This is a genomic window from Nonomuraea sp. B5E05, assembly GCF_039880665.1.
Classification (GTDB): domain Bacteria; phylum Actinomycetota; class Actinomycetes; order Streptosporangiales; family Streptosporangiaceae; genus Nonomuraea.
In genome coordinates, this window is record NZ_JBDPMJ010000004.1 from 299,534 (window position 1) to 324,817 (window position 25,284).

Here is a 25,284-nt window from a genome sequence, read left to right on the forward strand (position 1 = left end):
GCCTGGAGAACCCATGTCGTGGTCGGGATGGGGCGACCCCGCCCGCGCCCGGGAGTTGCCCGAGCAGATCCGCGCGCTGCTGCACGACCTGCTCGGCGTGCGCGCGCCCGCCGTCCCCGCCGTCGCGCTGGAGGAGGTGCGGGTCCCGCCGGTCGCCCTGCCGGGGCCGCTGGTCGAGGCGCTGGCCGGGGTGGCCGGCGCCGAGCACGTCCTGACCACGCACGAGGCCCGCGTGCGGCACACGCGCGGCAAGTCCACCCCCGACCTGCTGAGGATGCGCGCGGGAGACGGCTCCGACGCGCCCGACGCCGTGGTGCTGCCCGGCTCGCACGAGGAGGTGGCCGAGCTGCTGCGGCTGTGCTCGGCCGAGCGGATCGCGGTCGTGCCCTTCGGCGGCGGCACCTCGGTCGTGGGCGGGCTCGCGGCCGCCCGCGCCGGATTCGCCGGAGTCGTCGCGCTCGACCTGGCCAGGCTCGATCGGCTGCGGTCGGTGGACACGGAGTCGATGGTGGCCGAGTTCGAGCCGGGCGTGCGGGCCTCGGAGGCCGAGCGGCTGCTCGCCGCGCGCGGGCTGACGCTCGGGCACTTCCCCCAGTCCTTCGAGTACGCCACGCTCGGCGGCTTCGCGGCCGCCCGCTCCAGCGGTCAGGCCTCCGCCGGATACGGGCGCTTCGACGACATGGTGATGGGCCTCACCGTCGCCACCCCGGCGGGCACCCTGGACCTCGGCCGCGCCCCCAAGTCGGCGGCAGGGCCCGACCTGCGGCAGCTCGTCCTCGGCTCAGAAGGTGCTTTCGGCGTCATCACGTCGCTGCGCCTGCGGGTGCGCCGCGCGCCCGCGGAACGCCGCTACGAGGGGTGGCGGTTCGCGTCGTTCGCGGCCGGCTCCGCGGCCGTGCGGGCGCTGGCGCAGGAGGGGCTCATGCCGGCCGTGCTGCGGCTGTCCGACGAGACCGAGACCATGGTCGGCCTGGCCGAGCCGGACGCCATCGGATCGGGCGGCTCCGGCTGCCTGCTGATCGCGGGCCACGAGGGCGCCGCGGATGCCGATCGGCGGCCGGCCGTCTCCGCCGTGCTGGCGCGGCTGGGCGGCGAACCGCTCGGCGCGGGTCCCGGCGAGGCGTGGGAGCGCGGCCGGTTCTCGGCGCCGTACCTGCGCGACTCGCTCCTCGCGGCCGGCGCCACCGTCGAGACGCTGGAGACGGCCGGGTTCTGGGCGAACCTGCCGCGCCTCTACGACGCGGTGCGGCTCGCGCTGCTCGGGGCGCTCGGCTCGCCGCTCGTCATGTGCCACGTCTCCCACGCGTACGAGACCGGAGCCTCGCTGTACTTCACCGTCGTCACCCCGCAGGACGCCGACCCGGTCGCCCAGTGGGAGCGGGCCAAGAAGGAGGTGAACGCGGCCATCGTCGAGGCGGGCGGCACCATCACGCACCACCACGGGGTCGGCCGCGACCATCGCGACGCGTACGCGGCCGAGCTGGGTCCCGTCGGTGTGAGCGTCCTGGACGCGGTCAAGGCCCGGCTGGATCCCGCGGGCATCCTCAACCCTGGCGTGCTCGTCCCGCCGGCCGAACCGGCGTGACGTCAGTCGGGCGGGAGGAGCTGGTCCGCCTCCGCCACGAGCGCGGCGGCCTCGCTGTAGCGGTGGAGGGCCTCCAGCACGGCGGCGAGCCGGTACAGCGAGGCCACCAGCGGGGCGCCGCCCGCGGAACGGGTGAGCGCCACCGCCTCCTCGGCCAGCGGCAGCGCCTCCGCGGGCCGCCCGCGCCGGAGCAGCAGCCTCGCCCCCGTGCTCAGGCACCGGGCCAGCAGACCCGAGTATTCCTCCGGCGACTCCCCGAACAGAACCCGGCTCCTGGCGATGGCTTCGCTCAGGCTCTTGACCGCCGATCCACCCCACCGGGGCCGAGTCTGGGCATAAGCCAGTAAACCCTCAATGGCGTCCACTTCGGATGTGCCTCTGCGGGTCGCGTCGTCAGGGCCGTTACGGGTCATGGGAGCCTCCCCTCGGCGGTCCCAACCGCTTGCTTGGGGAGGTGAGGGTACACCATAGTGCACCCTCCGCGTCCCTGGCGGCACGGAGCGTTGAAGATGCGTGATCGGTAGATCACGGTAAAGATGTGGTCATGGTGGATGTCGCGGCCGAACGCGCAAAGCAGCTTTCCTCGCGGGTGTCGGAGGCGGGCGCCGGGTGGGCGTGCCCGCAGGTGGGGACGTTCGCGCAGCTCAGGCCGGACAGGCGAGGGTTCAGCTGGCTCAATCTGCGGACGTTGTGGCGCTCGCGTAACGAGGTGCTCGCGGGGTTGTTCGGCGATCCGTCCGGGCAGGTGCGGGCGCAGTGGGTGGCGGCTCAGGAAGCGCGGGGGATTGATCCGGAATTTCGCATCAAGGCACCTGTCGCGAGGAATTTTAGTTTCCTGCTGCTCGGTGATACGGGGGAGGGAGATGCTTCTCAGTACGCCGTTGTTCCGGGGATGTTAAAACTCGGGCAGGGAACGTCGTTCGCCGTCATCGCGAGCGATGTGGTCTATCCGACGGGATCGGGCAACGAGTACGGCGACAAGTTCTTCCGTCCGTACAAGGACTATGACGCCCCTTTTTACGCCATCCCCGGCAACCACGACTGGTACGACGGACTCGGTGGGTTCATGCGGGTCTTCTGCGACGCCGAGCTCAAGCCGAAGCCCGACCGCGGGATCCGCGGACTGCTGTGGCGCAGACCGGAGCCGATCGACGAGGAGCGGCTGGCCGAGGCGCGGCAGCTCAGGGGCAGGCCGTCCCAGCAGGCGACGCAGCCGGGGCCGTACTGGGCGATCGAGAGCGACGACCTGCTCATCGTGGGGGTCGACACCGGCATCAGGAACACCATCGACAAGGGGCAGACCGCGTGGCTGCGGCGGGTCTCGCTCGACCCCCGGCCCAAGATCCTCGTGACGGGCAAGCCCATCTACACCGCCAACGCCTACAAGCCGTCACCGCTGGAGGAAGGCGGCACGATCGACGACATCGTGCGCGACCCCGCACACCGGTACGTCGCGGCCATCGGCGGCGACGTGCACAACTACCAGCGCTATCCGGTCAAGGTGGGGGACCGGGTCATTCAGTACATCGTCTCAGGGGGCGGCGGCGCGTTCATGCACGCGACGCACACCATCGAGCGGGTCGACGTGGCCGGCGTGCACGAGGACGACTTCAGGTGCTACCCGCTGCGTGGCGACTCGCTGTCGTTCTACAGCCAGCTCTACGCCACCAGGCTGCGGATGAAGTGGCTCTACCTCACGCCGGCGGAGGCCGCGTGCGTCATGTCGGAGCACGTCAAGAACCGGCCGGTCAGGACCCCGGAGGGCACCGTCGCGATCACCCGCAGGATGCGGTGGGCGGCGCGGCTGCTCGGGGCCTGGCCGTGGCCGTTCAGGCTGCCCGTGGACAAGGTGTTCCACCGCTACCTGTCCGAGCTGTCCGACTGGGACACCCCGCCCTTCTTCAAGCAGCTGATGCACGTCACGGTCACGCCGGACGAGCTGACCCTGCGCTGCTTCGCCGCCACCGGGTGCCTGGGGCAGGAGCTGGATCCGCCGCTGGAGGACGAGGTGCGCATCAGCCTCGCGTGAGCCGTTCCCGGCCCGTTCCCAGCACTGTCGGAGGCGTTTGGCACTCTTGACCACGTGCATGTCGTGGTCGCGGGAGAGACGCTGCTCCCGGTCGGTGGCTCTCCTCGCCGTCCCGCCGATCTGGCGCGGGCCGTCGCCGAGCTCGAGGCGGCCGAGCGTCCGCGCTGGGTCTGGGCCGACGCCAGGGAGGACTACACGCCCCTGGTGGCGGCCGGCGTGCGGGTCGCGCGCTGCCACGACATCGCGCTCACCGAGGGGCTGCTGCTGGCGCACGAGGGCCGCCACGGCGAGGCCCGATCGGCCAGGGCCGCGCACGCCAGGCTCCACGGGCTGGCGGTGCCCGATGACGAGCCGAGCGCGCCCGGCACGCTGTTCGCGCCCGAGCCGCTCGGTGCGGAGGCGGTGGCGGAGGTGCTGGCCGGCCAGCTCGGGCGCATCGCGGCGCTGCCCGAGCCCGGAAGGTTCCGGCTGCTGGTCGCCGCGGAGTCCGCGGGGGCGCTCATCGCGGCCGAGATGGCGCACGACGGCATGCCCTGGCGTGCGGACGTGCACGACGAGCTGCTGACCGAGCTGCTCGGCCCGCGGCCCGTGCACGGCATGCGGCCGGCCAAGCTGCAGGCACTGGCTTCTGAGGTGGCGGCGGCGTTCGGCCACCCGGTCAATCCCGACTCGGTGCAGCAGCTGGTCAAGGCGTTCAAGGGCGCCGGGGTGACGCTCAAGACGACCAGGTCGTGGGAGCTGAAACGCGTCGACCACCCCGCCGTGGCGCCGCTGCTGGCCTACAAGGAGCTGGCCAGGCTGTTCAGCGCCCACGGGTGGGCGTGGGCCGGCCAGTGGGTGCGCGACGGCCGCTTCCGCCCGGAATACGTGGTGGGCGGGGTGGTCTCCGGGCGGTGGGCCACCAGTGGTGGCGGGGCGCTGCAGATCCCCAAGGTGATGCGGCGGGTGGTGGTGGCCGACGCGGGGTGGAGCCTGATCGTCGCCGACGCGGCCCAGCTGGAGCCGCGGGTGCTGGCGGCGATGGCCGGTGACGGAGGGCTGGCCAGGGCGGCGGGGGAGATCGACCTCTACGCGGCGCTGGCGCAGTCGTTCGGAGGCGAGCGGGCCAACGCCAAGATCGCGATGCTGTCCGCCATGTACGGCGGCACCAGCGGCGACGCGTCCAAGCTGCTGACGGTGATGCGGCAGCGCTTCCCCAAGGCCTACCAGTTCGTCGAGGACGCGGCGAAGGCGGGCGAGGAGGGGCGGCTCGTGCGCTCCTGGCTCGGGCGCACCTGCCCGCCTCCGTCGGCGCGGTGGAAGGAGCTGGTGTCGGGGCCCGAGGGCGGGCGGGCGGCCAGGGACCGGGGGCGGTTCACGCGTAACTTCGTGGTGCAGGGCACGGCCGCCGAATGGGCGCTGGCGCTGATGGCGGTGCTGCGGGGGCTGCTGCCCGAGCCGGCCCGGCTGGTGTTCTTCCAGCACGACGAGGTGATGGTGCACTGCCCGCTGGAGCAGGCCGACGAGGTGATGGCGGCGGTGTCCGTGGCGGCGGCCGAGGCGAGCAGGCTGCTGTTCGGGCAGACGCCGGTGCGCTTTCCCATGGAGGCCGTGGCGGTCACCTCCTACGCCGACGCCAAATAGGCGCGTCCCCTTCTCGCGGCGCTTTCCCGAGCGGGTGCCTGTTCCCGCACTGCTGATGTTCCGTACGGTGTGCTCGATCCGGCACCGGGGGTGGCGGACTATCCGGCAGAGGAGACGGCGGGGGTGCGGCGCCAGACGGTGACGAGCCAGAAGCCGGCCAGGGCGACCATGACGCCGACGACCAGGCCGAGCATGCCGTAGCCGAGCACCCCCACGATCGCCCCGGCGACGATCGTGCCCGTGGCGCCGCAGACGTTCATCAGCAGGTCCGACAGGCCCTGCACGGCCGGGCGGCGGGAGAGCGGGACGGACTCCGTGACCAGGGCTGAGCCCGACACCAGGCCGCACGACCAGCCCAGCCCGAGCAGCACCAGCGCCGCCGTCACCTGCCACACCCGGTGCCCGGCCGTGCCCGCCAGCGTGGCCGCGCACAGCAGCAGGGCCATGCCGAGCACCAGCACCGGCAGCTTGCCCGCCCTGTCGGCCAGCCAGCCGACGACCGGCGACAACACGTACATGCCGGCGATGTGCAGGCTGATCACGAGGCCGATGACGTCCAGGTTGGAGCCGTCGTGGTGGAGCTTGACCGGGGTCATCGACATGACCGACACCATCGCGGTGTGGCTGATCGCGATCATGATCAGCGCCGTGCGGGCCATCGGGGTCGTACGCAGCGCCTCCCAGGCCGTCCTGATGGTCCGGTTGCGGCCGGGGGCGGGCTTGTCCTGCGTGTCGTCCAGCAGGCCGCGCGCCAGCTTGAGCGGGTCGGGCCGGAGCAACCCGAGGATGATGACCAGGGCCAGGGCGAACGCCAGCGCGGCGAACGCGAACGGCCCCGCCTTCTCCGCCATCCCCAGCCGCATGCCGATCTCGTCGGCGGGTTCGGCCAGGTTCGGACCCGCCACGGAGCCGATGGTGGAGGCCCAGACGACCAGCGACAGGTGCCGGGCGGAGCGGCCCTTCGGCGACAGGTCGGTGGCGGAGTAGCGCGCCGCCAGGCTGCCCGCGCTGCCGCCGCCCACCAGCACCAGCCCCACCAGCAGCAGCGGCCACGAGCCCAGGCTGATGGCGGCCACGGAGATCGCGCAGCCGGCCAGCGCCGCCAGATAGGCGAGCGACAGGCCGGCACGCCGCCCGCCGCTGCCCGATGCCCTGGCCGTCGGCAGGGCCAGCAGTGCCGCACCGGCCACGGTGGCCGTGCCGGCGAAGCCGCTGATCACCGTGGATCCCGACAGCTCGTCCACGACCACCGAGCTGAGCGCCAGCCCGACCGCCACGCCCACGCCGCCCACGATCTGCGTCGCGGAGAGAACCGCCAGGGTGCGACGCTGAATGCTCGGGATCCGGTCAGAGGGCAGCGTCGCGGGCTGGATGGGGGCACTGGTCACCAGTGAAGTCTGACATAACCCCCCAACACCGCCACAAAGACGACAGCATCCCTACTTCTGCGATATTTCAGAGGATCGTGACGGCGTCGCCCACAACGATGCGCCCGGGCCCGTCGGGGATCAAATTGATCCCGAACCAGACCTTGCCGTCCCACTTGCGGTGCCTGGCCAGCGTTCTGAGGGGCTCCTTGCCCTTGGTGTACGTGGCGGTGTCGACCGTGGTCAGCACGCAGCGGTCGCAGCCCTTGGTGACCCGGAAGCCGACGTCCCCGATGCGCAACCGCTTCCACTCGTCCTCGGCGAAGGGCGCGCCGACCCCGTCGATCACCACGTTAGGCCGGAACCTCCGCATGGGCAGCGGCGCGGGCGGCTCGTCGCCGTGTTCGAGCGCCGTCTCCGCGATCCAGTCGTTGAGCTGGGCGAGCGAGGCGCTGGTGGTGAGCAGCAGGGGAAAGGCGTCCGCCAGGCTCACGCGGTCTTCCGGCCGTCCGTACGCCGGATTGACCGGGCGGCGGGTCGGGTCGTCGAGCCACTTGAGCCGGACGGGCTGCCCGGCGAGCTCCGACAACCACCGGGCCGCGTCGTCGCCGCAGTCGGTGAGTTCCACCGGGGTGCCCCACACGTCGACCGTGGACGTCGCGGCAGGCGTCGCGGCGGACACCGTGACGGACATCTGGGCGGACGCCGTGGCGGCCGGGGTGACCTTCAGCGGGGCGGCGTGCGGGCCGGTCAGTGTGAGAGCGTCGCCGTCGAGCTCGGCCACGCAGGCGAGCAGTGCCGGCTCCTCGCGCGCGGTGAGGATGTCACCGTTCGTGTCGGTGATGAGGTAGCGCCGGTCGCCTGCCAGGCCCCACGGCTGCACCTCGGCCTCACCGACGTCATGGCCCGCGGTCGACTTGATGGGATAAAAGCGAATGCTCCCCAGCTTCATACGGCAGACCGTATCTCACTGATCGGCGCGGTCTGCGGGGACGCGCTCCTACGGTGCTGGGAGGCGGCCAGCGCGACCGCGCCGAGCGCGGCCACCCCGATGGCGGCGCCGATCCAGGCGACGGACGGGTAGCCGAATCCCGCGCCGATGGACAGCCCGCCCAGCCAGGGGCCGACGGTGATGCCGACGTTGAAGGAGGAGACGTTCATCGCGGCGGTCAGCGTGGGGGCGGCCTTGGCGAGGGCGAAGGGGCGGGCGTTCAGCGCCGGGTTGGTGCCGAATCCGAACGCGCCGAGCAGGAAGACCAGCACGATGGCGAGGACGGGTACGGCCGCGGACGCGGCCAGGGCGGCGGAGGTCGCGATGAGGCCGGTGACCCCGGTGAACAGGACGAGGAACGGCCGCGCGTCGGCGGTTCTGCCACCGATCGTGATGCCGATCAGCGCGCCGACCCCGTACAGGGCCAGGACGGCGGGAACCCAGGCGGGCGCGAGGCCGGTGGTGCCCGTCAGCAGGACGCTGAGGTAGCTGAAGGAGGCCAGCAGGGCCGCCGTGGTCAGCATGATCGTGCCGTAGGCGAGCCAGAGCCGCGGGTTCAGCATGGCGCGCAGCTCGGCCCGTACGCGGGGCCGCTCCCCGGCCTCGGACCGGCCGCCGGGGATGGTGGCGAACACGCCCACCGCGGCGAGCACGGACAGCCCGGCCACCGCCCAGAACGCGGCCCGCCAGCCGAGGTGCTGGCCGATGACGGTGCCCGAGGACAAGCCGATGATGGTGGCGACCGTCAGCCCGCCCACCAGGATGCTCATCGCCTTGCCACGGGCGTTCGCGGGCACGAGGCCGATCGCGGTGCTCGCCGCCACGGCCCAGAAACCGGCGTACACGAAGGCGCCGGCCACGCGGGTGGCGAACACGACGGTGTAGTCGGACGTCAGCGCGCCCGCGACGTGCGTGAGGGCGAAGACCAGCATGAACGTCAGCAGTGCCGTACGGGGTGGCCAGCGCAGCGTGGCGACGGCCAGCACGGGAGCGCCGACCAGCATCCCGATGGCGAAGGCCGAGATCAGCAGCCCTGCTTCGGGGACTGACACGTGCAGGTCGCGGGCCATCTCCGGCAGCAGCCCGGCCAGCATGAGCTCCGATGTGCCCTGCGCGAATATCGACAGGCCCAGTATGTAGACCGCCAGGGGCATGGCGATTCCTCCACCAATTTTAGATTGATCAGTACAAAATAAGGGAACAAAAAACTCAGAACGCGTCCAGCGCGGTCCGTGCGACGGACGCGAGGGTCTCGCGGCCGGCGCCGCCGCAGGCGGCCACGCGCATGCCGCTGACCGTGGCGACGACGAAGTGCGCCAGGGCGAGCGCGTCCTTGCCCGCGTCGATCTCGCCCCGGGAGATGCCGGCCTCGATCGCCGAGCGGATCATCCGCACCCGCCTGTCGGTGTCGAGCCGCAGCAACTCGGCGATCGCCGGGTCGTGCGGGGCCATCTCGACCTGCGAGTTGACCACCAGGCAGCCGGCCGGCTCCTCGGGATCGGGCTCGACCGCCCACCCCAGCACGGTGCCGACCTTCTCCCTGGCGGGCAGGTCGGAGTCCATCAGCTCGGCGAGCCTGGCGTGGCGCCCGTCCATGTAGTGGCGCAGTGCCTTCTGGAACAGATCGTGCTTGCTCGCGAAGGTGTTGTAGATGCTGCTGCGCCCGAGGCCGGTGGCCGCGCACAGGGCCTGCGTCGAGGTGTTCTCGTAGCCCGCGCCCCAGAACGCGTGCATGGCCGCCTCGACCGCACGGTCCTCCTCGAACGTCCTCGGTCGCGCCATGTCCGGCACGCTACCAGTTTTGGAACGACCAGTGCAATATCCGAGGGTTCGCGAGGATTCTCACCGTCGCGCCGATGTCAGGTACTTCGCCGGAACGTGTCGAGGAACACCTTGCGCGTGCCGGCCTGGTCGTCCCACTTCAGCTCGGGCAGGTCGAACGTGATCGTGAACCCGGTCGTGTCGTCGATCGTGACGTATCGGGTCAGCGCGTGCATGGGGACGCCGTTGGCGGTGGTGTAGGTGTACTCCCAGTCGGTGGCCTTCCATCCCCGGTAGGACACGGCCCGCAACTGCACCTGGATGTAGCTCTCCCGGCCGCCCTCGGACTCCTCCCTGCTCAGCCGGGACAATCCGCCGTCGGCCTGCGGTGTCACCCGCTCCACCACGATCCGCATGCCGGAGTCCTCCGGCCCGTTGAACGTGGTCTTGCCGTCGGCCTTCGCCGGCTTCCAGCCCTCCGGCACGCCGGCCGCGAACCCGGCGGCGGTGTGCTCCTCGTAGCCCTCCGGCACGGGGGACGGCTCGCCGCCCGCGGCCGCAGCGCTCGTCGTGGCGGTGGGGCTCGCGGTCGCGGCGGTGACCGCGGCCTGCTCCTGCGGTGACCCGCCGGACAGGACGATCATCACGGCGCCCGCGACGACGGCCACCGCCACGATCGCGCTGATGAACGTGAGCGGCGTCGGCCGGCCGTCGCGTATCCACGCGCCGCCGCCGCCGTCGTTCTCGCTCCTGCGCCTGCTGGTGCCGGTGCGCGGGGAGGCGCCGGGCAGCGTGGCCAGGCGGCTGCGGCCGATGTCGTGCGACAGGCCGCGTGACTGCTCGCGCAGGTCGGCGGGGGAGGCCAGCGGCCACGGGGTGGCGCCGGACGTACGGCTGTCGGACGTCAGCGGCAGGATCGGCCGGGGCCGCGGCCCTGAGGGCGCGTCCAGGCCGTCGGCGGAGTCGTCCAGGGACGGGTACGACCCGAAGGGGTCCGGCCCGCCTGACGGGGACGGTCCACCATGCGAAGGCGGGCCACCATGCGAGGAAGGGCCACCCTGTGGAGGCGGGCCACCGGGCGATGGCGAGCCGTCGAGCGAGGGCGGGCCGCCTGCCACGGGGAAGCCGCCCGAGGACGAGGGGCCGCCGAGGGATGAGGGGCTGCCCAGGGAAGGGGCGCCGTCAGGCGAGAGCGGGCCGCCGAGTGAGGGCGGGCCGTTGTCCGGCCACTGCGGCCCCGATGGGCCGCCGAACGCCTCGAACCCCTGCGCCGGAGGTAACTGGTCGGTGTGGTGGCTGCCCGACGGGCTCGTCATCCCGTCATAGGGCATCGAGTAGCCGCCCGACGGGCTGGTCATCGGGTCGTACGGCACACGCACCGGCCCCGAGGGCGTCTCCACGATCCGCGACGGCATCGGCCCCGAGGGGTGTTCCAGCGGCGGCAGCAGCCCGGCCGGTGTCGGGTCGGCCTGGCTGGGCAGCGTCTCCGGCGGGCGCGGCCTGGCGGAGCCGTGCGCGCCCAGCACCGTTTCCAGCATCTCGATGACCTGGGCCGAGGTCAGCCGCTCCGCCGGGCTCTTGCGCAGCAGGCCCTCGATCACCGGCATCAGCGCCCCGGCCCGCTGCGGCCTGATCGGGTCCTGGGTGAGGACCGCGCCGAGCACCGCGATCGGGTCGGGCCCTTCGTACGGCGGGCGCCCCTCGACGGCGGCGTACAGCGTGGCCCCGAACGACCACAGGTCGGCCGCCTGCGTGATCGGCTGGCCGGACAGGCGCTCCGGCGGGATGTACGCGGGCGACCCCATGAGCAGCCCGGTCTGCGTGATCGTCACGTCGCCCTCGATGGCCGCGATGCCGAAGTCGGTCAGCACCACCCGGTCAGAGGTCAGCAGCACGTTGCCGGGCTTGATGTCGCGGTGCATGATGCCGGCGGCGTGGGCGTGCCGGATCGCGTCGAGCACCCTGATGCCGATCTCGGCCGCCTGGATCACCGGCAGCGGCCCGCTCTGGCGTACGGCCTGCTCCAGGGACCACGCGCGGACCAGCTCCATCACGATCCAGGGGCGGCCGTCCTCCTCGACGACGTCGTGCACGGTCACGATGCCGGGGTGCGTCAGCCGCGCGGCCGACCTGGCCTCGCGCAGCATGCGCCGGTGCGCCACCTGCCTGCCCGCGTGGTCGAGGCCGTACGGCAGGATCAGCTCCTTGACCGCGACGTCCCGGTCGAGCAGGACGTCGTGGGCCTGCCACACCATCCCCATGCCGCCCCTGCCGACCGGCGACATCAACCGGTAGCGCCGGCCGATCAGGCGGCCCTGGCTCTGCGGAGTGCCGCTCGGGGGGCCTCCTTCCGCGCCGGGGCCGCTGAGCAAGCGGTCGGCTGCCATGTTCCCGCCCCCATCTCGCCTCATCCGTCACGTGCGTTCTCACGCTACTTGCAGATTGCCACTGAGAAATCCGCCGGACGGCTGCCGCAAAGGGCTTTGACCAGGCGCGGCACAGGGCCGCGGCGGTTTTCTTGCTGGCCTGAGGTTCGTTACGATATCGGCGCTATAACCGCAAGGGAAGCTGACATTGCTTGACAATAGTGCTGACGTGCGGCTATTTCACTATTCAATTGGGTCACTTACTGAGCGTGCCAACGCCAGCAACGCGCCGGTGAACGCCTCGGCGGGCGGCTTGACCAGGCCCGCGCCGACCTGCCCCGTGCCGGCCACGCGTCCCGCGATGCCGGTGTTGACGACGGGCAGCAAACCCGTCCTGGCCACCAGGGCGACGTCGATGCCGACGGGAGTGCCGCGGAAACCGAGGCCCGGGATCTGGTAGGCGGGATGCTCGGCCAGCGTGATCTCGTACATCGAACGGGTGGCCCTGACGGCGTCGGAGACCTCGCCGCCGACGAAACGCACGATGGCAGGGGAGGCCGCCATCGCGAAGCCGCCCAGGCCGGAGGTCTCGGTGATGGTGGAGTCGCCGATGTCCGGGTTGGCGTCGCCGGGGCCGTACGCGCCGAGATAGAGCCCGTCGGGCACGCCGGCCGGGCCGGTGAACCAGCGCCCGCCCAGGCCCGAGACCTGCACGCCGAAGTCGGTGCCGTTGCGTGCCATCGCGACCACCAGCGACGAACCGGGCACGTCGCGGGCGGCGTCGGTGCTGACCTTGGCCGCGGCCATGCCGGCGTTGAGGAAGAAGTGGTCGTTGCCGTTGATGAAGCGCAGCACCTGCGCGGCGGCGCCGGGGGCGGCCTCGACCACGGCGGGCGCCAGCTCGCGCAGCAGCAGCGAAGTGGCGGCGCGGTTGCGGTTGTGCAGCTCGTCGCCCATCTGCAGCGCCTGAGCGATCAGCGAACGCAGGTCGATCGGCCCGCTGCGCTCCAGCGCCGCGGCCAGGGCAGGGCCGAGCACCTGGTCCATCCAGCGCAGCCGCTCCAGCACCTCCGGCCCGTACGCGCCGTAGCGGAGCACCTTGCCCAGGCCCTCGTTGAGCGAGCAGTAGGCGGTGCCGCCGTGCTCCTCGTCGCGCACCTCGAACACCCACATGGACGGGCTCACCACGCCCGCCATCGGGCCCACGGCGGCGTGCTCGTGGCACGGGCGCAGCGTGACGCCGCCCTCGGCGAGCGTGCGCCCGGCCTCGTGCTCGTCGCCCGCCAGACCCTCCAGCAACATCGCGCCGATGAGGGCGCCGCGCATCGGGCCGGACGCGCGCTCCCACGTGATGGGCGGGCCCGCGTGCAGGAACGTCCCCTCGGCCAGCACCTCCGAGGCGCGCCGTACGCCCACCAGGTGCGGGCGGGCGGAGGTCAGCCGGCTGACGGCCAGCTCGTTGGCGGCCTGCCTGCGCGGGTCGGCGAGGACCCTGGCCAGTGCCTCGGCCGTGCCGGGCAGCGGCGGCCGCCACGCCACGGGGACCGTCGGCACGGCCTGGGCCCTGAGCGCGTCGTCGAGCAGGCCGGCGCCGACGGTGACGACGCGGGGCGGTGCGGAGAGCAGGGTCACAGCAGGCTCCTGGCGTGCCGGGCGGCCTGGGCGTTGGAGGTGAACACGGCCGCGCCCGCCTCGCGGAAGGCGGTGGCCTGGCGGTGCAGATCCTGGGGGTCGCCCTCCGTGCCGATGAGCGCGATGACGACGGTGGCGGGGGCGCGGGCGACGGCGTGCGCGAGCGAGGCGGCCGGGTCGGGGTCGGCGCCGTGGCCGAGCACGACGTCCATGAGCACCACGTCGGTGTCCTCGGTGCAGGCGAGCGCCTCGACGCGGAGCGCCGGGTCGATCATGGGGTGGGCGCGTCCCCTGGTGTAGGCGTCGTCGCCGTAGTCGACGATGTCGCCGGAGCCGGCGACCATCGCGGCCTCCGCGCTGAGCGTGCCGCCGGCGTAGACGCCCCTGATCGCCTTGGCGGGCGGGCGGGCGCCCGGCCACGACGGCCACGACGGCCACTCGGGTACGGGCCTGCCGAGCGCGCGCAGCACCTGCTCGGTCGCCTCCGTGAGGTCGGGCGCGCCCTCCTGGAGCATCGCGCGTACGACCGGCGTGCGCAGCCGGCCCACCGACTCCTCCACGGCCCGGGCCACCTCCGGCGACGGCGGCTTGGAGATGAGCACGATCAGTTCGGTGGCCGGGTCGTCGTCCAGCATGCGCAGGGCCCGCAGCGCCGACAGGCCGCCCACCTCGGCCGACAGGTCCCTGCCGCCCACGCCGAGCACGTGGCTGACGCCCGTGCCCGCCCAGTCGAGCAGGGACGTCACCTGCTGCGCGCCGGTGCCCGAGGCCGCCACCACGCCCACGGGGCCGGGGCGCAGGACGTTCGCGAAGCCCAGGCCGACGCCGCCGATCATCGCCGTGCCGCAGTCGGGGCCCATCACGAGGACGTCCCTGGTCTCCGCCCGCTCCTTCAGCAGGCGTTCCTGCCACACGGGCACGCCGTCGCTGAAGATCATGACGGGCAGGCCCGCCTCGACGGCGTCCAGCGCCTCGGCGAAGGCGTGCTCCCCGGGCGTGGAGACGAGAACCAGGTCAGCCGGGGTCCGCGCGGCCGAGCGGGTGGTCAGCGGCGGCTGGTGCTCCGGCGCCGGGTCCGCCCGCTGGTAGGTGGTCAGCTGCCGGTCGGCCTCCTCGACGGCGGCCTCGGTGTCGCTCGCGCGTACGGCGATCAGCAGGTCGCCCGGGTCGGTCTCCGGGATCGTGAACCCCAGCTCGCGCAGGATGGAGACGTTGAGATCGGTGGCCATGGCGACCATCGCAGCCCTTACACCCGGCATGTCGGACAGTGCCCGGCTGACCCGCATGAGGGTCACCGAGTCGTGATAAGTCCCTCGCCGTACCAGCACCATCTCGTTCACAGCGTCAACTACGGGCTCACTCACGGGCTCACTCACTGGTCCGGTTCCTGGTCGGCCAGGGCGAGGACCGCGTTCACCCCGATGGCGACGCCCTGCGCCAGATCGGCCCCCGAGGTGTGGCCGAGCCGGTGCAGCCGGCGCAGCGCGGGGTCGAGCGCCTGCGTGCCGGCGATGCCGCGCAGCACCCCGATCACCTCGGGGCTGGCCGCGCCCCTGGCCGCGCAGTGCAGCAGCGTGGCCGAAATGGGCGTCGTCCGCGTACGGGCGTCGAAGGTGACCGTCGCGCCGAGCCAGCCGGCCAGCCAGACCGCCCGCTCCACGCCGGCCGCCGCGCCCACGTGCCGCAGCGTCACCAGCAGCCCGGCCAGAACGTCGTCGCCGCTCGGCGTGAGCCCAGGCCCCAGGCCCACCAACTGCTCGGCCGCCGTCACCGCCCCCAGCAGCCAGCCCTTGGCGCACCCGCCCGCCAGCATGTCGACCGCGGCGTTGCCGGCCAGGCCCGGCTCGGGCGGGTCGGTCATGCGGGCGGCGGCGCGCGCGAGGCTCGCCCGGTCGACCGTGCCCAGCGGCGGCGAGGGATCCCACCAGCGCCGGACGGTCAGGCTGAGCGGGCCCAGCTCGATCGAACGGTCGCCCACCGAAGCGTCGTCACCCACCGTGACCTTCGGGAGCGGGCCGGACAGCAGCACGGAGTTGGGCAGCCGGATCGCCTCGCCGGTGATGACCGCGATCACCGAAGGCTCAAGATCGGTCCTGACCTCCAGGTAGATCCCGCTGGGAAACGCGGCGAGCACGCGCGCCGGGCGGCGGGACGACTCCAGGACGGGACGTACCGCCGTGCTGGCCGCTCCCGTGACGTGGACGCGGGTACGTCTCGCGTGAGTACTGACCGTCACCAGACCTCCCAACCGACCCTGGTCCTGACCGTAGAACGGGCCGGGAACCCTCCGTACGGGTAAATTTGCCAACAGTGAGCGGGAAGGTTGGCTCTTCCTGACAGACGGTCTCCGGGGTCACAATCACATCCATGGAGCCCCCCGTGCGTCTGGCGAGCACCGGAACGATCACTCATGGCGTGTCCGTCGGAGAGGTGCTCGGCGTGTCCACCCTCGCCGACGCGAGGCTGATCGCGGGGGAGAGCGGGCTGGGCCGCATCGTGCAGCGGCTCAACGTCATGGAGGTGCCCGACATCCTGGCCTGGGTCAAGCCGCACGAGCTGCTGCTCACCACCGGCTACCCGCTGCGCAACACGCCGCAGTCGCTCGGCAGGCTGGTGGCCGACCTGGACGAGCGCGGGCTGTCCGCCCTGGCGATCAAGCTGGGCCGCTACGTCGACGAGTTGCCCGCCGAGATGGCCGAGCAGGCCGACCGGCTCGGCTTCCCGCTCATCCAGCTGCCGGACGACGTCGGCTTCGACGACATCCTCAACCAGGTGCTCACCGACATCCTCAACCGCCAGGCCGCCGTGCTCGCCCGCGCCGAGGAGGCGCACCGGGCGCTGGTGCAGGTGGTGCTGGCCGGAGGCGGGCTCAACGAGGTCACCGCCGAGGTGGCGCACCTGCTCGACGTGTCGGTGGCCGCGGTCGACGGTTCGGGCCGCGTGCTGGCCGCCGCGGGACCCGCAGGACACGTGACCGTCCTGTGCGAGTCGATCACCCACGAGGGACCCCCGGCGGCCGAGGCCGACGGGGCACGCAGGCGGTCGTTCGCCTCGGTGCCGGTGCTGGCAGGAGGGCACCACCACGGCAGGATCGTCGCCTACAGCCCGTCCGTGGCCATCCGGGACAGCGACATCGGCATTCTCGAACGCGCCGCCACCGTCGCCGCGCTCGTCGTCACCCGCCAGGAGGCGGTCAACGCCGTCGAGAGCAAATACCGGGCCGACTTCCTGCGCGACGTGCTCACCGGACGGGCCGGCACGGTCGAGCGGGTCACGGCCAGGGCCAGGGCGTTCGGATGGGACCTGTCGCGGCCCGTGACCGTGCTGGTGGCCGAGCTCGACCCCGACGGCGACGAGCGCAGCGCCCAGGACCGGCTGGTGGCCTGCTGGACGGCCGCGATCAGGCGGCACGACCCCCAGGGGGCGGTGGCGGGGTTCTCGCACGAGGTGGTGGCCGTGGTCGACGCCTCCGCCGACGTCGCCAGGATGGCCAAGGACGCCGCCTGCGCCTTCCCCGACGCGCCGCCCGCGACGTTCTCGACCGGCACGTCCCGGCCGAGCCCGGGGGCGGAGACCCTGCCCGAGGCCTACGGGCAGGCGCTGAAGGCCGCCAGGGTCGGGCGGCAGTTGCACGGGCCCGGCGCGGTGGCCCACTTCGACCAGCTCGGCGTCTACCGGCTGCTGTCGCTGGTGAACGACACCGACGAGCTGCACGCGTTCGTCCGCGAGACGCTCGGGCCGCTGGCCACCGACGACGACGCCGAGAACGCCGACCTGCGGCGAACCCTCCAGGCCCTTCTGGAGACCAACCTGAACGTGGCGGAGACAGCCAGGCGGCTGCACTTCCACTACAACACGCTGCGCTACCGGATCGGGAAACTGGAGCGGCTGCTCGGCGGCTTCACCGACGACCCGCACCTGCGGCTCAACCTCACCCTCGCCCTGCACGTGCTGCGCATGCGCGGCATCTAGGCTTGGGGCCTGTGGACTTCGAACTGCGCTCCGACTTCATCCCGCTGTGCGACCTGCTGAAATACTGCGGCATCACGGAGACGGGCGGCATGGCCAAGCAACTCGTCGCCGAGGGCATGGTGCTCGTGGACGGCGAGGTCGAGCTGCGGAAGCGGGCCAAGATCCGGTCAGGCCAGGTGGTCAGCGGCGAGGGGTTCTCGATCCGGGTCGAATAGCCGCGGGGTTTCACGTGAAGTCACCGCGAGATTACGCAATGTTGACTGACATCAAGCGCGCCGGCGAAAAAGAAACGGCCCCCCCGGCGGGGGCCGTAGCACCCGGGAGCGCAGCCCCGGGCGGGAGGTGTACCTCGCCGCGATGGAAAGCATGGGCATCCAGGTGGTCATGGGCCGGTACCAGGAACAACTGATGCGCTGTCGTGCGCACACACCTGACGGAGCCGTCTACCGCCGTCCGCCGTACTGGAACTGACGGAAGGCGCCCAACTGCGAGAGCTTTTCTCTGGTTCCCGGCGTAGATTTGGCAGATCATGCCCGTGTAGGAGTGATCCGGCGGGCCTAATGTGCCCGCAACGGAAAAGCGTGTCGCCGGCCCAGCGCAACGCCCGGTACAAGAGGGGCTCTCATGGTTTTGGGATGGACCAAGCACGGTGACGGCAAGCATCTGGCCCCGGGAGAGGTGGTCAGGCCCGACGAGCGGCTGAGCTGGCCCCGGATGGTGGGGTTCGGGGCGCAGCACGTGATCGCGATGTTCGGTGCGACGTTCGTCTTCCCCCTGGTGATGGGGCTGGACCCGAACATCGCCGTGATGATGTCAGGGGTCTCGACGATCCTGTTCCTGCTGATCGTGAAGGGCAAGGTGCCGAGCTATCTCGGCACCAGCGCGTCCTTCGTCGGCGGGGTGTTCGCCATCAGGGCGGCGGCGGGGGGCGACACCGCGGGAGCGGACGCGATCGTGACCGGCGCCATCCTGGTGGCCGGGCTCGTGCTGGCGCTGGCCGGGCTGGCCATCCACTTCCTCGGCGTGCAGATCATCCACCGGGTCTTCCCTCCCGTGGTCACGGGCGCGGTGGTGATGCTGATCGGGTTCGGGCTGGCGTTCGTGGTGGCGGACACCTACTGGCCGCAGGACCACTGGGTCGCCCTCGTCACGATGCTGATCACGTTCGTGGTGATCGTGCTGTTCAAGGGGTTCATCGGGCGGATCGGCGTGCTGGTCGGGCTCGTCGCCGGGTTCGTGCTGTCCTGGGTGCTGGACGGGGTGGCCGGGCCGATCACGTCGGTGCTGCCCGGCGCGAACCTGCGGGACGCCTCCGGGGCCGCCTGCCAGCCCGAGGGCACGTACTGCGTGGCGACGGCGTTCCCGCACGACCGGGTGAACTTCGAGCCGGTGGCGCAGGCGGAATGGATCGGGTTGCCGGAGTTCCACGGGCCCGACTTCAAGACCTCCGCCGTGCTGCTCGTGCTGCCCGCGATCATCGCGCTCATCGCCGAGAACATCGGCCACGTCAAGGCGGTCGGCGAGATGACGGGCACCGACGTCGACCCGTACGTGGGCCGCGCCGTGGCGGCCGACGGCCTCACCACCGCGCTCGCCAGCTCGGTCGGCGGCTCGCCCACCACGACGTACGCCGAGAACATCGGCGTCATGGCGGCCACCAAGGTCTACTCCACGGCCGCCTACTACATCGCCGGGGTCATCGCGATCCTGTTCGGCCTGTGCCCCAAGTTCGGCGCGCTGGTCGCGGCCACCCCCGGAGGCGTGCTCGGCGGCGTCACCGTGATCCTCTACGGCATGATCGGGCTGCTCGGCGCGAAGATCTGGATCGAGAACCGGGTGGATTTCGCCGATCCCGTGAACATGGTTCCGACCGGGGCGGGCATCATCCTGGCCATCGGACCTGTGCAGCACTTCATCGGGGGCGACTTCACCTTGGAGGGCATCGCGCTCGGCACCATCGTGGTGCTGGGCGGCTACCACTTGCTCAGGGCCATCGCCGGGCGCGGCCCCGGGCCGGCCGGGAGCGAGCCCGCGTGAAGCCGCCGCCGTTCGCGTACCACGCGCCCCGTGACGTCGGCGCTGCGCTGCGCACGCTCGCGCAGGTGCGCGGCAAGGTGCTGGCCGGCGGGCAGAGCCTGATCCCCCTGATGAACATGCGGCTGGCCGCGCCCGAGCACCTCGTCGACATCAACCGGATCGGCTCCCTGTCCACGATCGACGCGACCCCGGCGGGCGTCAGGGTGGGCGCGCTGGTCAGGCACTCCGATGCCGAGCACGCGGGCGCCCACCCGCTGCTCACACGGGCGCTGAAGCTGGTCGCCCACCCGGCGATCCGCAACCGGGGCACGGTGGTGGGCAGCCTCGTGCACGCCGACCCGGCCGCCGAGCTGCCGGCGGTGCTGGCGGTGCTGGACGGCACGGTCAGGGTGGCCCGCTGGGACGGCCGGGCCGTGGAGCGGGAGGTGCCGGCGCGGGAGTTCTTCGTCGGACCTCTGGAGTCGGCGGTCCAGCCGGGCGAGCTGGCCGTGTCGGCGTACTTCCCCGCGCTGGGCCCGGGCGCCGGCACCGCCTTCGAGGAGGTGGCCCGCAGGCACGGCGACTACGCGCTGGCCGGGGTCTGCGCGGTGGTCACGCTGGACGGCGACGCGCGCGTCACCGCCGCCAGGGTCGCCTGCGTCGGCGTCGGTCCCGCGCCCGTCGTCGTGGACGTGACGGGGGCGTGCCGGGGAGAGGACGTGACCGGGGCGTGTGGGGGAGGGGCCGGCGGCTGGGCGGAGGCGGCGCGGGCCGTACAGGCGGAGACCGAGCCGGAGAGCGACGTGCACGCCTCGGCCGCCTACCGGCGGCACCTGGTGGGCGTGCTCACCGAACGGGCGCTGCGGAACGCGGCCAGAGAAGGGGCGGCAGCCCGTGGAGCATGAGATCACGCTCGTCGTGAACGGCGCGATCCGGCGGGTGAAGGTGCCCGCCCGCCGGCTGCTGTCCGACTGCCTGCGCCACGACCTCGGCCTGACCGGCACCCACGTGGGTTGCGAGCACGGCGTCTGCGGCTGCTGCACGGTGCTGCTCGACGGCCGGCCGGTGCGCTCGTGCCTGACGTTCGCGGTCACCGTCGACGGGCAGGAGATCACCACCGTCGAGGGCCTGGCACGCGAGGGAGCGCCGTCGCCTGGACTGAGGAGCGCAGGGAGCGCAGCGACCGGAGCGACGAGGGAAGGCGGCGGATTTGAGCGACCGAGCCGCCTCCACGAAGTGGAGGCAGTGAACACAGAGCTGTCGCCGGTGCAGCGGGCGTTCGCCGAGTGCCACGGGCTGCAGTGCGGGTTCTGCACGCCGGGATTCCTGTGTACGGTCACCGCGTTCCTCAGGGACAATCCGGCGCCGTCGGACGACGAGATCGTCGAGGGCATCTCGGGCAACCTGTGCCGGTGCACCGGCTACCAGAACATCGTCAAGGCCGTCCACAGGGCCGCCGAGCTGCTGGCGGAGGAGACATGACGACGAGGTTGTTCGGTGAGCCCGTGCAGCGGCGCGAGGACCCCAGGCTGCTCACCGGGCAGGGGCGCTACCTCGACGACCTCGGCCGCGACGCGCTCGCCGCCGCCTTCGTCCGCTCGCCGCACGCCCACGCCCGCATCCGCGACGTCGACGTGAGGCCCGCACTCGACGTGCCGGGGCTCGTCGCGATCTACACGTGGGAGGACCTGCCCGAGCGGGTGGGCAGGGCGCTCCCGCTGCTGATCCCGCATCCCGCCCTCACCCACGGCCGTACCGCCTACCCCCTGGCCCGCGACGTGGTCAGGCACGTCGGCGAGCCGGTCGTCATGGTCGTGGCGAGCGACAGATACGCCGCCGAGGACGCCTGCGCGCTCATCGAGGTGGACTACGAGCCGCTCAAGCCGGTCGTCGGCCTGGAGGAGGCCGTGCAGGGGGCCGCGCTCGTGCACGAGGACGTGCCCGGCAACGTCGGCGCCCACCTCGTGCAGGAGGTCGCGGCGGCCGACGGCCGCGGCGCCGGTGAGGTGATCGAGGCCGCGCCGCACACGCTCTCCTTCCGGCTCGACATCGAGCGCAGCGCCAGCATGCCCCTGGAGGGACGCGGCGTCTACGCCCGCTGGGACGGCAGAGACCTGCGCGTCTACTCCAGCACCCAGACCTCCACGAGCGTCCGCATGGCCGTCGCCGCCACGCTCGGCCTGCCGCTGCCGCACGTCGAGGTGATCGCGCCGGACGTCGGCGGCGGCTTCGGCGTGAAGATCGTGCACCCGTGGCCGGAGGAGATCCTCGTGCCGTGGGCCGCCATGACGCTCGGGCGCGAGGTCAAGTGGGCCGAGGACCGCAGGGAGCACTTCGTCTCCTCCGCCCACGAACGCGCCCAGATCCAGCACGTGCGGGTCGGCTTCGACGACGACGGCCGCGTCCTGGGGCTGGACGTGACGATCCGGCACGACCACGGCGCCTACACGCCCTACGGGATCATCGTGCCGATCGTGACGTCCACCCAGCTGCTGGGGCCGTACAAGATCGGCGCCTATCGTGTCGCGTTCGCCTCCGTCTACACCAACACCGTGCAGGTCACCCCCTACCGGGGGGCGGGCAGGCCGCAGGCCGTGTTCTGCATGGAGCGGACCATGGACAAGATCGCCCGCCATCTGGGCAAGGACCGCACGGAGGTGCGGGCGGTCAACTTCATCCGGCCGGAGGAGTTCCCGTACGACCAGGGCATGACCTTCCAGGACGGGCGCCCGCTGATCTACGACAGCGGGAACTACCCGGAGATGCTCCGCATGATCAAGGAGCTGATCGGCTGGGACGAGCACGAGAGGCGTCCCGGGCGCGGCATCGGCATCGGCTGCTACGTCGAGGGCACCGGCGTCGGCCCTTACGAGGGCGGGCACGTGCAGGTCACCTCCGACGGCCGGGTGCACGTCTCCACCGGGCTCACCTCGCAGGGCCAGGGGCACGAGACGGTGTTCGCCCAGATCGCCGCCACCGAGCTGGGCGTGCCGATCGAGCGGGTCAGCGTGGTCACCGGCGACACCAGGAGGTTCGGCTACGCGGTCGGCACGTTCGCCTCGCGCGCGGCCGTCATGAGCGGCAACGCCATCGCGCTGGCCTGCAGGAAAGTACGCGAGAAGGCACTGCGCATCGCGGCCGACGCGCTGGAGGCCGACCCGGCGGACCTGGCGATCGACGACGGGATGGTGCACGTGGCGGGATCACCGTCGGCGTCGATCCCGCTGTCCACGGTGGCCGTGCTGGCCAACCCGCTGAGGTACGCCTTCGACGACGAGGCGGCCAAGGCGACCCAGTTCTCCGGTGCGGCCTCCCCTGACCGGCCGCCGGTCGCCGAGGGGGAGGAGCCCGGCCTGGAGGGGCGCGACTACTACTCGCCGATCAGATCCACGTTCGCGTCGGGCATGCACGCCGCCATCGTCGAGACCGACCCCGACACCGCCGAGATCAAGGTGGTGCGCTACGCCGTCGTGCACGACTGCGGGCGGCTGATCAACCCCATGATCGTCGAAGGGCAGATCCACGGCGGGGTGGCGCAGGGCATCGGCGGGGCGCTCTACGAGCGCATGGTGTACGACTCGCACGGCCAGCTGGTGAACGCCTCCTTCATGGACTTCCTCATGCCGTACGCCACCGAGATCCCGCACGTCGAGACCGCCCACCTGGAGACGCCCTCGCCGCTGAACCCCCTCGGCATCAAGGGTGCGGGCGAGGCCGGCGTGATCCCCGTCTCCGCGGTCATCGCCTCGGCCGTGGAGGACGCCGAGGGCATCGACGTCGACCGTATGCCCATCTCCCCGTCCGAGCTCTTCGAGCTCCGCTCCGCCATGGGATGATCCGGTCTCGTGCCGGATCTGCGTGCCCCCGGAGCGGGCCTGACCTCCTTCCCCGACGTCCCCGACGGCGTCCGCCTGATCGACCTGGCCTGGAACGCGATCACCGAGGTGCCCGGGTGGGTGGCCGGGCTCGGCTCGCTGGAGGAGCTCAGGCTCGACGGCAACCGCCTGCGCGCCCTGCCCGACCTGTCCGGGCTGGCCGCGCTGCGCGCGCTGCACCTGGACGGCAACGCGCTGACGGCCGTCCCGGCCTGCCCGCCGGGCCTGGAGACGCTCTCCCTGTACGGCAACCGCGTCCGCACGCTGCCCGAGCGGCTCGGCAGGCGGCTGCGGCACCTGGCGGCGGGCCGGAACGCGTTGACCGAGGTGCCGGGCTCGTTGTGGGAGCTGACCCGGCTGGAGTCGCTCAACCTGGCCGAGAACGCGCTGACCGAGGTGCCGGCGGCCGTCGGCGGGCTGGTCCGGCTGCGCATGCTCGACCTCGGGCACAACCGGCTCACCTCCATCCCGCCCGAGCTCGGCGACCTGGCGCTCACCGACTACCTCTACCTGAGCGACAACCTGTTCACCGAGGTGCCCGCGGCGATCGGGCGGCTCGACCGTCTCGCCTACCTCAACCTGACCGCCAACCGGATCACCCGCCTGCCGGAGGCGCTGGGACGGATGGCCGCGCTGGTGGAGCTGCGGCTCTACGACAACCGCCTGGAGTCGCTGCCCGAGACGGTCGGCGGGCTGACCCGGCTGCGTGAGCTGCACCTCCAGGGCAACCGGCTGACCCGGTTGCCCGCGGCCATCGCCGAACTGGAGGAGCTGCGGGTGCTCGACCTGCGCGACAACCTGCTCGGCGAGCTGCCGGACACGTTGCCGTCCGGGCTCAGGCAGCTCGACCTGCGCAACAACCGGCTGCGGGGGCTGCCGGACCGGCTGCCCCCGCTGGACAAGCTCGATCTGCGGTGGAACAAGCTCGACGGTGAGCCGGAGGTGCTGCGCCGGCTCGCCGCGCGTGGGTGCGTCGTTCTGCGCTGAACCGAGGTGCCGGGTCCTGCGTACCTCCGCACATGACGACTTTTCCACGCTTGGCCGCTTTCGCGCTGCTGGCCGGGCTGGTCGCCGGATGCTCCTCAGGGGGCTGGAGCGACTACGTCGCAGCAGGCGCGAGCGGGCAGCCCGCGGGCCCGCTGACCGTCGAGCAGCTCTCCGCGAAGGTCGGCTGCAAGCCGAAGATGCAGGTCGAAGGAGACGACCTGCGCACCGGGTTCTGCAAGACCTCCGACGGCAGGTTCTTCGTCAACACGTTCAGGACCGAGGCGCTCAAGGACGCGTGGATGGATCAGGCGCCCGAGTACAACCCCCACCTCGTCGGCCCCCGCTGGACCGTCCTGGGCCCGCTCGAGGTGCTGGAGTCGATCCAGGAGCGGCTCGACGGCGACCTGCACCTGACCGACCACCGGGTCTCGCAGACGCCCACGCCGGCCACCTGACCCCGTGGAACGCGTACCTCCGCACATGACGGCACCTCGGCGCCTCGCCGCGCTCGCGCTGCTGGCAGGGCTGGCCGCGGCCTGCTCTGTGGGCGATGGGAGCGGCGGCTACCTCGCGGCCGGCGGGCGGGCCGGGGCCGCCCCCCTCACCGTCGAGCAGCTGTCCGCCAGGGTCGGGTGCGAGCCGCGCCTGCAGGCCGGCGGCGCCGGCGTCCGCTCAGGACACTGCACGACCCCTGACGGCGAGTTCGTCGTGACGACGTTCGCCACGCGGGCGGGCAGGGACGCGTGGATGGGCGCCGCCCCCGCGGGCACCCCGCACCTCGCGGGCGACCTGTGGACCGTCACGTCCAGCCGCAAGGTGCTCGACCTGCTCGGCGAGCGGCTCGGCGGGCGGCTCGGCGGCGAACTGCACATGATGGATCCGGGGAGCGGTGAGATGCGGGTCGTCGAATAGTGCGCGACGCGACCGCCTGGACGTGGGCCGCGACCTCGGCGCTCACCCCTGAGCTGCCCGTCGTGGCGCGCGAGGCCGTCGCCGGCGAAACCCCCGCGGCCCTGGCCACGTCGACGCGCGTAAGGTCGCTCTGCCATGCGGACGATCCCCCTTGTCTGGGGCTGGATC

At 72.4% G+C, this 25,284-nt stretch carries 21 protein-coding genes; 12 read left to right on the forward strand and 9 right to left on the reverse strand.

Annotated features, from left to right (window positions below; genetic code table 11):
* Positions 1-13: 13 nt before the first annotated feature.
* Positions 14-1,585: an FAD-binding oxidoreductase gene (locus ABGB01_RS10180; RefSeq protein WP_347772927.1), complete on the forward strand. Its 1,572-nt coding sequence runs from the start codon at positions 14-16 to the stop codon at positions 1,583-1,585.
* Between the two features lie 2 nt (positions 1,586-1,587).
* Here the strand turns inward: ABGB01_RS10180 and ABGB01_RS10185 are convergent, their stop codons facing one another.
* Complete coding sequence (locus tag ABGB01_RS10185) at positions 1,588-1,998, reverse strand: tetratricopeptide repeat protein (protein WP_347772630.1); 411 nt, start codon at positions 1,996-1,998, stop codon at positions 1,588-1,590.
* A 131-nt stretch (positions 1,999-2,129) separates the two neighbouring features.
* Here ABGB01_RS10185 and ABGB01_RS10190 point away from each other — a divergent pair, with 131 nt between their 5' ends.
* Both ABGB01_RS10190 and ABGB01_RS10195 read left to right on the forward strand, forming a co-directional pair.
* Positions 2,130-3,614: a metallophosphoesterase gene (locus tag ABGB01_RS10190; RefSeq protein WP_347772632.1), complete on the forward strand. Its 1,485-nt coding sequence runs from the start codon at positions 2,130-2,132 to the stop codon at positions 3,612-3,614.
* Between the two features lie 63 nt (positions 3,615-3,677).
* Positions 3,678-5,237, forward strand: a complete 1,560-nt coding sequence (locus tag ABGB01_RS10195; RefSeq protein ID WP_347772929.1) for a bifunctional 3'-5' exonuclease/DNA polymerase — start codon at positions 3,678-3,680, stop codon at positions 5,235-5,237.
* 98 nt (positions 5,238-5,335) lie between these two features.
* On the opposite strand, the gene ABGB01_RS10200 is transcribed toward ABGB01_RS10195, so the two are convergent.
* The 8 genes from ABGB01_RS10200 to ABGB01_RS10235 form a co-directional block, all read right to left on the reverse strand.
* Positions 5,336-6,625: an MFS transporter gene (locus ABGB01_RS10200; protein WP_347772634.1), complete on the reverse strand. Its 1,290-nt coding sequence runs from the start codon at positions 6,623-6,625 to the stop codon at positions 5,336-5,338.
* Between the two features lie 67 nt (positions 6,626-6,692).
* Positions 6,693-7,556 (reverse strand): MOSC N-terminal beta barrel domain-containing protein, encoded by an 864-nt coding sequence (locus ABGB01_RS10205; protein WP_347772636.1) that lies wholly within the window; start codon positions 7,554-7,556, stop codon positions 6,693-6,695.
* Positions 7,553-8,749: a Cmx/CmrA family chloramphenicol efflux MFS transporter gene (locus ABGB01_RS10210; RefSeq protein ID WP_347772638.1), complete on the reverse strand. Its 1,197-nt coding sequence runs from the start codon at positions 8,747-8,749 to the stop codon at positions 7,553-7,555. Before ABGB01_RS10210 ends, ABGB01_RS10205 begins: the two co-directional genes overlap by 4 nt.
* A 55-nt stretch (positions 8,750-8,804) precedes the next feature.
* Positions 8,805-9,377, reverse strand: a complete 573-nt coding sequence (locus ABGB01_RS10215) for a TetR/AcrR family transcriptional regulator (protein WP_347772640.1) — start codon at positions 9,375-9,377, stop codon at positions 8,805-8,807.
* Between the two features lie 77 nt (positions 9,378-9,454).
* Positions 9,455-11,743: a protein kinase gene (locus tag ABGB01_RS10220; RefSeq protein WP_347772642.1), complete on the reverse strand. Its 2,289-nt coding sequence runs from the start codon at positions 11,741-11,743 to the stop codon at positions 9,455-9,457.
* 222 nt (positions 11,744-11,965) lie between these two features.
* Positions 11,966-13,354: a DUF1116 domain-containing protein gene (locus ABGB01_RS10225; RefSeq protein WP_347772644.1), complete on the reverse strand. Its 1,389-nt coding sequence runs from the start codon at positions 13,352-13,354 to the stop codon at positions 11,966-11,968.
* Positions 13,351-14,718 carry an FdrA family protein gene (locus tag ABGB01_RS10230; RefSeq protein ID WP_347772646.1) on the reverse strand — a complete coding sequence of 456 codons (1,368 nt, stop codon included), beginning with the start codon at positions 14,716-14,718 and terminating at the stop codon, positions 13,351-13,353. The genes ABGB01_RS10225 and ABGB01_RS10230 overlap by 4 nt, the downstream gene beginning before the upstream one ends.
* Positions 14,719-14,726: 8 nt before the next feature.
* Positions 14,727-15,590: a DUF2877 domain-containing protein gene (locus ABGB01_RS10235; protein ID WP_347772648.1), complete on the reverse strand. Its 864-nt coding sequence runs from the start codon at positions 15,588-15,590 to the stop codon at positions 14,727-14,729.
* A 131-nt stretch (positions 15,591-15,721) separates the two neighbouring features.
* Here ABGB01_RS10235 and ABGB01_RS10240 point away from each other — a divergent pair, with 131 nt between their 5' ends.
* The 9 genes from ABGB01_RS10240 to ABGB01_RS10280 all read left to right on the forward strand — a co-directional run bounded on the left by ABGB01_RS10240 (position 15,722) and on the right by ABGB01_RS10280 (position 25,116).
* Positions 15,722-17,326, forward strand: coding sequence for a PucR family transcriptional regulator ligand-binding domain-containing protein (locus tag ABGB01_RS10240; protein ID WP_347772650.1), 1,605 nt, complete (start codon positions 15,722-15,724; stop codon positions 17,324-17,326).
* 11 nt (positions 17,327-17,337) lie between these two features.
* Positions 17,338-17,541: an RNA-binding S4 domain-containing protein gene (locus ABGB01_RS10245; RefSeq protein ID WP_220446781.1), complete on the forward strand. Its 204-nt coding sequence runs from the start codon at positions 17,338-17,340 to the stop codon at positions 17,539-17,541.
* Positions 17,542-17,950: 409 nt separating this feature from the next.
* A complete protein-coding gene (locus tag ABGB01_RS10250) occupies positions 17,951-19,363 on the forward strand; it encodes a solute carrier family 23 protein (RefSeq protein WP_347772652.1) in 1,413 nt (470 codons plus the stop codon).
* Complete coding sequence (locus ABGB01_RS10255) at positions 19,360-20,247, forward strand: FAD binding domain-containing protein (RefSeq protein WP_347772654.1); 888 nt, start codon at positions 19,360-19,362, stop codon at positions 20,245-20,247. The genes ABGB01_RS10250 and ABGB01_RS10255 overlap by 4 nt, the downstream gene beginning before the upstream one ends.
* Positions 20,237-20,824: a (2Fe-2S)-binding protein gene (locus ABGB01_RS10260; RefSeq protein WP_347772656.1), complete on the forward strand. Its 588-nt coding sequence runs from the start codon at positions 20,237-20,239 to the stop codon at positions 20,822-20,824. Before ABGB01_RS10255 ends, ABGB01_RS10260 begins: the two co-directional genes overlap by 11 nt.
* Entirely contained in the window at positions 20,821-23,178 is a 2,358-nt protein-coding gene (cutA, locus tag ABGB01_RS10265) for an aerobic carbon-monoxide dehydrogenase large subunit (protein ID WP_347772658.1), read from the forward strand. Before ABGB01_RS10260 ends, cutA begins: the two co-directional genes overlap by 4 nt.
* Before the next feature lie 9 nt (positions 23,179-23,187).
* Positions 23,188-24,204 (forward strand): leucine-rich repeat domain-containing protein, encoded by a 1,017-nt coding sequence (locus ABGB01_RS10270; RefSeq protein WP_347772660.1) that lies wholly within the window; start codon positions 23,188-23,190, stop codon positions 24,202-24,204.
* 50 nt (positions 24,205-24,254) lie between these two features.
* Positions 24,255-24,659, forward strand: coding sequence for a hypothetical protein (locus ABGB01_RS10275; RefSeq protein WP_347772662.1), 405 nt, complete (start codon positions 24,255-24,257; stop codon positions 24,657-24,659).
* A 25-nt stretch (positions 24,660-24,684) separates the two neighbouring features.
* Positions 24,685-25,116 (forward strand): hypothetical protein, encoded by a 432-nt coding sequence (locus ABGB01_RS10280; RefSeq protein WP_347772664.1) that lies wholly within the window; start codon positions 24,685-24,687, stop codon positions 25,114-25,116.
* Positions 25,117-25,284: the final 168 nt, after the last annotated feature.